Genomic DNA, 10522 nt, shown 5'->3' on the forward strand with positions numbered 1-10522 from the left:
AACTAACCCCTGAAATTACTTTACTCCATATTTTTCGTAATATTTGTCAATTGCTTCCTTAAGCTTATCGTCGATAACAACTTTACCCTTATATTCTTTATTGTAAAGATGCTCAACAACTTCTGCCATAGTTACGATTGCGGTAGTCTTAAGACCGTATTTTTCCTCAATTTCGGCAAGAGCGCTTTTTTCACCCTGTCCTCTTTCCATTCTGTCTACTGACACAACCAGACCCATAGGTTCTACTTTTCCCTGAGCCTTAATAATAGGCAGAGTCTCTTCAATTGAAGTGCCGGCCGTTGTAACATCTTCTATAATTACAACCTTATCTCCGTCATTAATCGGGCTGCCGAGTAAAATCCCCTTATCTCCGTGGTCTTTTACCTCTTTGCGATTTGAACAATAACGGATATCCTTATTGTATTTTTCACTTATTGCAATTGTGGCTGCAACCGAAAGCGGGATTCCTTTATAAGCAGGTCCGAACAGCACGTCAAAGTCAAGTCCGAACTTATTATTGATAGTTTCGGCATAATATCCGCCAAGCTTTCTCAGTTGCGCTCCGGTGCGGTAAAAACCGGTATTTACAAAAAACGGTGTGTTACGTCCGCTTTTAGTTACAAAATCGCCAAATTTTAAAACCTGGCAGTCAACCATAAATTCAATAAACTCTTTTTTGTACTGTTCCATATTAAACCTCCAAAAATTCGCATAATATTTCATTATATTAATTTTGATTTTATCACAACATATGGTCTTTGTAAATTAGAATTACACAAATGTAATCAATATGCAGTAGTCGATAACAACGATTATCATAATATTTTTATTGACAACTTAGAACAGATGTTCTATAATTATATAAAACATATGTTCGCTTTGGGTGATAGATATGAATATACAAAATGCCGTTGATAAAAATAAATATAAACACGACAGGATTATTTTGCACAGTGACTGCAACAGTTTTTATGCAAGCGTTGAGTGCCTTCATAATGCAAAAATAAGAAGTAAACCCGTTGCGGTAGGCGGCGACGCCGAAAACAGGCACGGAATAATTCTTGCAAAAAATGAGATTGCCAAAAAGTACAATATTAAAACTGGCGAAGCAATATGGCAGGCAAAGCAGAAATGTCCCGAACTTATAGTAGTTCCCCCACACTTTGAACTGTACAAAAGGTTCTCAAAAATGGCAAAAAGAATTTATCTTGAATATACCGACCGTGTTGAATCTTTTGGTCTTGACGAGGCGTGGCTTGACATAACTGGAAATTCGGAGCACTCTGACGGATTTAAAACCGCCTGTGAAATAAGCAGGCGAATTAAAGAGGAACTCGGAATCACCGTAAGTATAGGCGTGAGTTTTAATAAGATATTTGCAAAATTCGGCAGTGATTATAAAAAACCGGACGCCATAACCTGCATCACAAGAGAAAATTACAAGGATATTGTATGGAACGCTCCGGCAAGTGATTTGCTGTATGTTGGCAGAGCAACAAAGAAAAAGCTTAAAGATATAGGTATATATACAATAGGTGAAATTGCAAACACGCCGCTTGAAATTCTGAGGAGTCACCTTGGAAAATGGGGAGATTTGCTTTATGGTTTTGCAAACGGCTATGATTCGTCTCCCGTTACACGGTTTGACGAACACAGCGAAGTAAAATCAATAGGCAACTCAACAACAACCCCTAAGGACATTAAAACATTGGAGGATGCCAAGATTGTATTATATGTATTGTGCGACAGCGTATGCAGACGTATGAGACAACAAGGTTTTATTGCAAAAACAGTGTGTATAAGCGTTCGCGACACCAAACTCAATACATTTAACCGTCAACATACAATGGATGACTATACAAATCTTACGGCGATTATTACAAAAAACGCTTACGAGCTGTTTAAAGCAAATTGCAGAATGGATATTCCGCTGAGAAGTATCGGCGTTGCGGTAACCGATTTTGCACATGAGGATATACCGCATCAAATAAATATGCTTGTAAACGAAGAGAGATTAAGCCAAAATATAGAGCTTGACAAAACCCTTGACAGACTCAAGCAACGTTTTGGAAACTATGTTGTTCGTCCCGCGGTACTGCTTAGTGATAACGCATTATCGGGATTTAATCCAAAAGACGACCATATAGTGCACCCTGTAAGCTATTTATAAAGAGGTATAGAAATGAAAAAGTATATTAAAGTAACAGCTACATTTGACTGTGACGGAAATCTTTTACCCGAATTAATTTACTGGGATGACGGAAGAAAATATCCCATTGATAAAATCACTGATGTAAGATATGCCGCCTCGCTTAAAGCTTGCGGAGCGGGAATAAGATATACATGCAAAATTTTGGGCAAAGAAAGGTATCTGTTCTTGGAAGAAAACAGATGGTTTGTTGACACTAAAGAAAAATCTGCGGTTTAAATTTTATTTTCAGTAAAGCCAAATCAGCAAAACTAACGAATACAGTGTGTAAAGATTGTGAATAATCACCAAGAAATTTATTGAAAAAATTTATAAAACAGTGGTATAATTTTAATGAATATTTATTTTAGGTGCAAAATATCGAATAAATATTCAAATTTCAAAAAAGAGGGAGATTTTTATGATTAGGACTCAAAAAGTCAAAAGCAAGGCATTGAAAACAATATCAATGGTACTGGTTTTAACTATGGCATTGTTTGTTATCAGCCCTGCTGTTTCCGTAAGCGCAGCAACCGGAAACGCACTAAACTCAGAAAACGAAACAATTTATTATATAGACGATGATTACGCCGAAGCCATCGGAGCATTACCCGACGGCTACAACACATCGTTTCAGTTTTCTTTAAGCGGAACTTACAATACAATTAAATGGTCCGTCAGCCGTGGCAATACTGTAACAATAAGTGAAAACGGTTTGGTTGAGCCTGTAATTGAAACATGGTATTGGTATAATACAGGAAACGGATACTCTATCGGTATGACCACAAAACAAGACGGAAAAGAACCTGACAAAATAACTCATAAGTATAAATCGGGAGAATCAACAATCTGCTGCACTGCAGACGGTAAAAAATATTATGCTACCGTAAATGTATCGGATTATTCGGATATATACGTACAAAATGAAATCAATAACTTTTTGTCTGAAAAAATCAATGATTCAATGTCTACATACGATAAAGTAAACGCAATTTGCAAATATGTAGCAGGTTTTAATTATGATTATCATTACTCAAGCTACAAAGCGATGGTTATTTGCAAAGGCGGAGATTGCTGGGCATCATCTTACCTGATTTTACATCTTTGTGATAAACTCGGTATTAATGCTAAGCTCCGTTACGCTGCGCATGATTCAGGTGCCGGAAGCGGACACAGAAATGTAATTGTTGATGTAGACGGCGAAATTTATGTAGCAGACGCAGGTTATTATACATCATCACCAAGATATTACGTATTTCAAAAATTCAACGACGGTTATTCACTAAAAAGCACAAACGGCGGATATTCAATCTATCAATATGACGGTTTTGACCAGGATGTAACTATCCCAAGCTCAATCAACGGAAAGAATATAACCGCAATCAGTGATCTTGCATTCTATTACGGAAGCCCAAAACCTACATCAATTTATATTCCAAAAACAATTACTTCTATTTCTGATCAGGCACTTTCATTTGTAAGCACATTGCAAAAGGTAACTGTAAGTGCTGATAATCCAAATTATTGTGATATTAACGGCGTTGTTTACACAAAAGACAAATCTACTATGATAGCCCTTCCCGGAGCATACGAAGGCAAATACAAAATTGCAAACGGCACTAAAACCATAGGTTCTTATGCAGTGTTTGGTGTAGACAACCTCACTGATGTTTTTGTACCAAACGGCGTAACAACAATCAATGCTAACGGTATTGTCTATTCTGATAAACTTGAAACAATATCACTTCCGCCAACTGTAACAACACTCGGTGAAAAGGCATTTTTCAAAAACAACAATCTTAAATCAATCTATATTCCTGATTCCGTAACATCAATCGGCGACAGTATTGTAAATAAAAACACTGTCATCTACGGTGGCAAAGGCAGTGCGGCTGAAAAATATGCGAATGAAAACGAGTGCTCATTTGTTGAAACAAAATTGGGAGATGCGAATCTTGACGGTAATCTTACAATAGCAGATACATCTAAAATTCAAAGATATATTGCACAATTTGATTCTTCACTTGACAAAATGCAATTACAGCTTGCTGACTACAATCATGACGGTGTTGTTGATATTCACGATGCAACAGACATCCAAAGAACATTAGCCGGAATTAAATAAATAATCACAAATAAAATAACAATGGGCAACTGCTGGTGCGGCTGCCCATTATTTATGATAAAATAATTTATGTAATGCTTTTTATACAAATAAATATGTTTATAATTAAACATTTGAATCCATATTTTTTACCATAGCAGTGCTATGAGGTGTCATAATGAAATTTAGCGAACAACTTAACGAATATATTGAAACAATTGAATGTACAGCAAAGGAACTGTGCGATATATCAGGTCTTTCGGCGGCAAGTATCAGCCGTTACCGCTCAGGAGAAAGAATGCCTGAAATTGAAAGCGAAACATTTGACAAAATCAGTTTTGCAATTAGTGAAATTGCAAAACAAAAAAACATTGAAAATATAACTGAATTTTCCGTAACAAATACATTTTTGAAATGTTCTGACGTGGTCATTGCCAACAGGGAACAAATAAGGCAAAACTTCGATGTACTTGTTTCAACACTTAATATAAACGTTGCAAAACTATGCCAATATACCAACTATGACACATCAACAATATTTAGATTTCGAAACGGTTCACGGCGGCCGTCGGATCCAAATCGCTTTATTTCAGATGTTGCAAGCTATATATCAAATGAATTTGGCAGTATTTCGCAGAAAAAAACCATGGCAAAACTCTTTAACTGTAATGAAAGTGACCTTTGCAATCAACAAATGTGCTATAACATAGTGAAGGAATGGCTATTTAACAACCAAATCAGAAATAACGACAACATTTCTGATTTTTTAATAAAGCTTGATGAATTTGATTTAAACGAATATATTCAAGCAATAAAATTTGACAAAATCAAAATTCCTACTCTTCCCTTTCAGCTTCCGACATCAAAAACATATTTTGGGCTAAAAGAAATGATGGACAGCGAACTTGATTTTCTAAAGGCAACTGTTCTTTCAAAATCAAACGCATCCGTTATAATGTACAGCGATATGCCTATGGGTGAAATGGCAAAGGACCCCGAATTTCCTAAAAAATGGATGATAGGAATGGCTATGATGCTAAAAAAGGGATTGCATTTAAACAAAATACATAATCTTGACAGAACATTTGAAGATATGATGCTTGGTCTTGAGAGCTGGATTCCAATGTATATGACGGGGCAAATTTCACCCTACTATTTAAAAAATGTGCAGAACAATGTATTTATGCACATTTTAAAAGTATCCGGTACAGCAGCATTGTCGGGAGAAGCAATAGCAGGATATCATTCTAACGGAAAATACTATTTAACAAAATCAAAGGACGAAGTAGCATATTATAGAGAGCGAGCAAGTGAGCTTCTTGAAAATGCACAACCGCTGATGGATATATACCGAGCTGACAGAGCAAAAGAATTTACTGCATTTATTCTGGCAGATTCTCAAAGCGAAGGCAACAGAAGAAACATTTTATCTGCACCGCCTATATATACTATGAATGAAGAATTTCTTAACAAATTTTTGAGCAAACGAAAAATTGATAATGAAACAAAAAATAAAATTATTGCATACTTTAAACTGCAAAAAAATATTACGGAAAATATATTGAAAACCGGTGTCATTACAGATGAAATCCCATATATTTCCGAAAATGAATTTAATAGTTGCAAGATGTCATTATCGCTTTCCGGAATGTTCTGCGAAACAGATATTTTTTACAATTATAATGAATACATGGAGCATTTAAATCAAACTAAAAACTTTTAGAAAAAATATAATAATTACTTTATAAATTTATCTTTAAATCGTGTATTTAATAATCTTCAAATTCTTATACACGAAAATGAGTGTGTCATAGTTTCAAAAAATAAATCTCCGGCTATACATTTTATAATACATCATCCAAAACTTAGAAATGCAATTGAAAATTTTATTCCGCCGATAACAGAAGAATAAATACAATTAAAATTAACAAAACTCCTGCAAACGGCGGTTAAGTAACGCAACAGGAAGTCCCACAATATTAAAATAGTCGCCGCAAATTTGCTTGACAAGGAGTGCGCCTTTACCCTGTATTCCGTAACTTCCCGCTTTATCATACGGCTCGCTTGTATTAATATAATTTTCAATTTCAGAATTTGTAAGAGGATAAAATTCAACTTCAGAAATCTGAGAAAAAGCCACTTCCTTTTTCTTTGAAATTATACAACATCCCGTTATAACTTTATGTATTTTACCCGAAAGCATTTTTAACATTCGTCTTGCATCGTCACTGTCTTTTGGTTTGCCAAGCATCATATTGTCTGCAAAGACACCTGTGTCACAGCCGATTACAATATCATTGGAATGACCATCTTGGAAAACGTGATTTGCTTTTTTTCGTGCAAGATATTTTGGATATTCAAAAAGCGGAATATCAGACTCAACTGTTTCTTCAACCTGAGCAGGCTCAACCCGAAAATCATCTGTAATAAGTCTTAATAATTCTTTTCTGCGCGGTGAATTTGAAGCAAGAATAATCATATTAAAAATTCCTTTCGTTTTTCTAATTTAAATAATCGCACTAACGCCCTGTTTTAAATTTCAGCGAAAGATTATAGGTCACATTGAAACTCTGAATGTAAGCCTCCATCTTTGAAGCAGAGCAAATCTGAAATACAGTTATATTAAAACTATTTTAATATTGAAGTCGAGATAATTCAACTAAAATTACTCAATTTATATAATTACATACAAATTAGGTGTAGTATTCATAGGCATTTTATGTTATAATAGTCAAAGAACATTCAATGGAGATATTATTATGAATTTATTGCATATGAAATACGCCGTAGTTGTGGCAGAAACAAATTCTATTAATAAAGCCGCTGAAAAACTCTTTGTCGGACAGCCTAACCTAAGCCGAGCAATTAAAGAGATTGAATCAAACCTTGGTATAACATTATTTGAGCGAAAAGCAAAAGGTATGTTTCTTACTCCTGACGGAGAGGTGTTTATCAGATATGCCAAAAATATTCTTAAACAAATTGATGAAGTAGAAACACTATTTAATAAAAACAGTTACAGTAAAAACAGGTTTTCAATTTCTGTTCCACGTGCAAGCTACATAGCGGAAGCATTTGCAAAATTTACAGAGTTGATTGAAAACAATATAAAAGCAGAAATCTTTTATAATGAAACCGATTCAATGAGTACTATTAAGAGTGTTTTGCAAGATGACTACAAATTGGGAATAATCAGATATGCGGAATCGTTTGACAAATACTACAAATCAATGATGGACGAAAAGGGCATTAAATACGAAATCATAGCTGAATTTAAATACGTTTTACTGATGAATAAAAACTGCCCTCTTGCATCGGTTGGTAACATAAAAAACGAGGATTTGCAAAATTACATTGAAATTTCCCATTCAGACACCTATGTGCCATTTCTTCCGTTTGGTGAACTCAAAAAAGTTGGGCAACAGGATGGAAGCCAAAGAAAAATTTATGTTTTTGAAAGAGCAAGCCAATTTGAAATTTTGTCTCAAAACAAAAATGCTTATATGTGGGTATCACCTATTCCTAAAAACTTAGAAGAACGATTTGGCTTATTGCAAAGGTCAACTGAGTTTAACACGAAAGTTTACAAAGACATGCTGATAAACAAAAAAGAATATTCTTACACTCAGCTTGATACGATGTTTGTTGAGCAACTAATCAAATCAAAAAGAGACACTATCGGCAAATATTAAAAACAAAATATTGCTTTATTCTATTAATTAATCGGTTGGAATTTTCCGGCCGATTTTTATTTTAACATATATCAAGTAATACAACATTGGTATGTAAAAGAAGCATTACTAAAATACAATAAGTTATGTTATTATATATTTAGTGAAAAAAATATTATAATTTTCATTAGATTATAGAGAAAAACAATAAGAATTTAGGAGGCTTATTATTATGGCACGTTTTACGTTACCACGTGATTTGTATCACGGCAAAGGAGCGCTTGAGGCTCTGAAAACATTTGAAGGAAAAAAAGCTATGGTCTGTGTAGGCGGCGGCTCAATGAAGCGTTTTGGCTTTCTTGACAAAGCTGTTGAATACTTAAAAGAAGCAGGTATGGAAGTTGAACTTTACGAAGGTATTGAGTCAGACCCATCTGTTGAAACAGTTATGAAGGGCGCAGCAGCAATGGAAAAATTCCAACCTGACTGGATTATTGCTATGGGCGGCGGATCTCCGATAGACGCTGCAAAGGCAATGTGGATTAAATATGAGTACCCTGACGTAACTTTTGAAGATATGTGCAAGGTATTCGGTCTTCCAAAGTTAAGACAAAAGGCGCATTTCTGCGCTATTTCATCAACCTCAGGTACTGCAACAGAAGTTACAGCATTCTCAATTATCACAGACTACTCAAAGGGCATTAAATATCCTATTGCCGACTTTGAAATCACACCTGACGTTGCCATTGTTGACCCTGAACTTGCAGAAACAATGCCTAAAAAGCTTGTTGCACACACAGGTATGGACGCATTAACACATGCTATTGAGGCTTATGTTTCAACAGCTAACTGCGATTATACCGATGCACTTGCTATGTATGCAATTAAGATGATTCAGTCAGATTTAATCGGCTCTTATAACGGAGATATGGAAAAACGCGATAATATGCACAATGCTCAGTGCCTTGCAGGTATGGCATTCTCCAACGCTTTGCTTGGTATTGTTCACTCAATGGCACACAAAACAGGTGCAGCATTTGCAGATTATGGTGCTCACATCATTCACGGTGCAGCTAATGCTATGTATCTTCCAAAGGTAATTGCATTTAATGCAAAGGATGAAACCGCAGCTAAGAGATATGCAAAAATTGCTGATGATATGAAGCTCGGCGGCGACAGCGTTGAAGAAAAGGTTAAATTATTAATAGAAGCTGTTCGCAAGATGAATGATGAGCTCAATATTCCACATTGCATAAAAAATTACGGTGCTGACAGCTATCCGACAGAAAACGGATTTGTACCGGAAGATGTATTCCTTGAAAGATTGCCTGAAATCGCAAAGAATGCTATTGCTGATGCATGTACCGGTTCAAACCCACGTCAACCAAGTCAGGAAGAAATGGAAAAACTTCTTAAATGTTGCTATTATGATACAGAAGTTGACTTCTAATTCAGCTTTTACCCTCCAATTTTAATTAAACAAGAAGATGGCACTCAATACGTTATGTTGAGTGCCGTTTTCTTGTTTAGTATATTTTCTGAATATTGATAAAATAAGCAGCAACTTTTATCACCGCTTACTAAGTAAATTATTGACTTTAAATAACTTTAAAAAGAAACACCCACTTGTTAAAATTAAACAACGTCTAACACATAATTTAACAAGTGGGGAATCCATTGTAACCATAGTAGTAACATTACATATGTAATTCATTTACTTGAAAATTAATTACATACGATAACAAAGTTGCTACCAAAGAGTGCATACCAGGTACTCTCTACTGGCTCAAGTTCTTCAACATCATTTAAGTCAAACATAAACTCTTTCATTGCTAATTCTCCTTTCAAACATATTTATAATTAAAAAAATAATAACATAGTTATTATTTTTTAATCACCAAATCAATTTGCAAAAAGTTGCTAGAATCATAATAAAACAAATAAAATAAAAAGTAAATTTTATGATAATAAAAAGCTTGTTTTTTCGATATTTATAATCATTAACATTAAATATAATATTAATCCAAATATGATAACCGTCAGTTTTTATAGCTCCATTAGGTAAAAAATTCAATAAAACATTTATTAGAATAAAACTATTTACATATGTATATTTTGGAAAAAAAAGAATAACTATAGACATTAGTATGACATTCACTACTAATCCATAAACATATACAAATAATCTTCGAAAACGGGGAAGTATGTATGAGTCTGATGTATCCACACATACAGGCAACCCATAAAATTTTGTGTAAATAATAATCCTTCAAGCAATAACAGAATACAGGATTGCGGTTGCAATCAGGCTTTCTGATTTGCCCCGTGTCAACTTTTCATTCCTGTCTGCGGAATGTTATGCATGCCAAAGCGTGAATAACATTTTGCAGACAGGAAATTCTATTCACAGGGGCAAATCAAGCAGGTATTCTGGTCTCAAATATTATTGATAACTGGCTTAAAACTACATCCCAGTTTCGACATCTTTGTGTCCAGCGTTCGACAATTTTTTGAGACGCTAAATACAACATTTTGCGCAGGCTGTCATCGTTTGTGAAT

The 10522-nt window shown here is 34.7% G+C and carries 8 protein-coding genes and 1 pseudogene; 6 read left to right on the top strand and 3 right to left on the bottom strand.

Annotation, left to right across the window (positions count from 1 at the left end):
- Positions 1–15: 15 nt before the first annotated feature.
- Positions 16–690, bottom strand: a complete 675-nt coding sequence (pyrE, locus tag BLP46_RS07125; RefSeq protein WP_092977656.1) for an orotate phosphoribosyltransferase — start codon at positions 688–690, stop codon at positions 16–18.
- 202 nt (positions 691–892) lie between these two features.
- On the opposite strand from pyrE, the gene BLP46_RS07130 reads away from it, so the two are divergent.
- The 4 genes from BLP46_RS07130 to BLP46_RS07145 all read left to right on the top strand — a co-directional run bounded on the left by BLP46_RS07130 (position 893) and on the right by BLP46_RS07145 (position 6015).
- Positions 893–2170: a DNA polymerase Y family protein gene (locus BLP46_RS07130; RefSeq protein ID WP_092977658.1), complete on the top strand. Its 1278-nt coding sequence runs from the start codon at positions 893–895 to the stop codon at positions 2168–2170.
- Positions 2171–2182: 12 nt separating this feature from the next.
- Complete coding sequence (locus BLP46_RS07135) at positions 2183–2428, top strand: hypothetical protein (protein ID WP_167669206.1); 246 nt, start codon at positions 2183–2185, stop codon at positions 2426–2428.
- A 181-nt stretch (positions 2429–2609) separates the two neighbouring features.
- Positions 2610–4313, top strand: coding sequence for a leucine-rich repeat protein (locus tag BLP46_RS07140; RefSeq protein ID WP_092977662.1), 1704 nt, complete (start codon positions 2610–2612; stop codon positions 4311–4313).
- A gap of 157 nt (positions 4314–4470) precedes the next feature.
- The gene (locus tag BLP46_RS07145; protein WP_092977664.1) at positions 4471–6015 is read left to right on the top strand and encodes a hypothetical protein; all 1545 of its coding nucleotides are present in this window, start codon (positions 4471–4473) and stop codon (positions 6013–6015) included.
- A gap of 201 nt (positions 6016–6216) precedes the next feature.
- On the opposite strand, the gene BLP46_RS07150 is transcribed toward BLP46_RS07145, so the two are convergent.
- Complete coding sequence (locus tag BLP46_RS07150; protein WP_092977666.1) at positions 6217–6771, bottom strand: Maf family protein; 555 nt, start codon at positions 6769–6771, stop codon at positions 6217–6219.
- A 280-nt stretch (positions 6772–7051) separates the two neighbouring features.
- On the opposite strand from BLP46_RS07150, the gene BLP46_RS07155 reads away from it, so the two are divergent.
- Both BLP46_RS07155 and BLP46_RS07160 read left to right on the top strand, forming a co-directional pair.
- Complete coding sequence (locus tag BLP46_RS07155) at positions 7052–7984, top strand: LysR family transcriptional regulator (protein ID WP_092977668.1); 933 nt, start codon at positions 7052–7054, stop codon at positions 7982–7984.
- Positions 7985–8195: 211 nt separating this feature from the next.
- Positions 8196–9413, top strand: coding sequence for an iron-containing alcohol dehydrogenase (locus BLP46_RS07160; protein WP_092977670.1), 1218 nt, complete (start codon positions 8196–8198; stop codon positions 9411–9413).
- Positions 9414–10380: 967 nt separating this feature from the next.
- Here BLP46_RS07160 and BLP46_RS13545 read toward each other — a convergent pair.
- Positions 10381–10522, bottom strand: a pseudogene (locus BLP46_RS13545) (IS256 family transposase); the annotation flags it as partial.

Origin of the sequence: Ruminococcus sp. YE282 (genome assembly GCA_900101355.1) — a bacterium.
Classification (GTDB): Bacteria; Bacillota; Clostridia; order Oscillospirales; family Acutalibacteraceae; genus Ruminococcoides; species Ruminococcoides bromii_A.

Bases quoted from the DNA above. Each gene is read 5' to 3' on its own strand.
- pyrE (WP_092977656.1), bottom strand. From the start codon at position 690: ATGGAACAGTACAAAAAAGAGTTTATTGAATTTATGGTTGACTGCCAG.
- BLP46_RS07130 (WP_092977658.1), top strand. From the start codon at position 893: ATGAATATACAAAATGCCGTTGATAAAAATAAATATAAACACGACAGG.
- BLP46_RS07135 (WP_167669206.1), top strand. From the start codon at position 2,183: ATGAAAAAGTATATTAAAGTAACAGCTACATTTGACTGTGACGGAAAT.
- BLP46_RS07140 (WP_092977662.1), top strand. From the start codon at position 2,610: ATGATTAGGACTCAAAAAGTCAAAAGCAAGGCATTGAAAACAATATCA.
- BLP46_RS07145 (WP_092977664.1), top strand. From the start codon at position 4,471: ATGAAATTTAGCGAACAACTTAACGAATATATTGAAACAATTGAATGT.
- BLP46_RS07150 (WP_092977666.1), bottom strand. From the start codon at position 6,771: ATGATTATTCTTGCTTCAAATTCACCGCGCAGAAAAGAATTATTAAGA.
- BLP46_RS07155 (WP_092977668.1), top strand. From the start codon at position 7,052: ATGAATTTATTGCATATGAAATACGCCGTAGTTGTGGCAGAAACAAAT.
- BLP46_RS07160 (WP_092977670.1), top strand. From the start codon at position 8,196: ATGGCACGTTTTACGTTACCACGTGATTTGTATCACGGCAAAGGAGCG.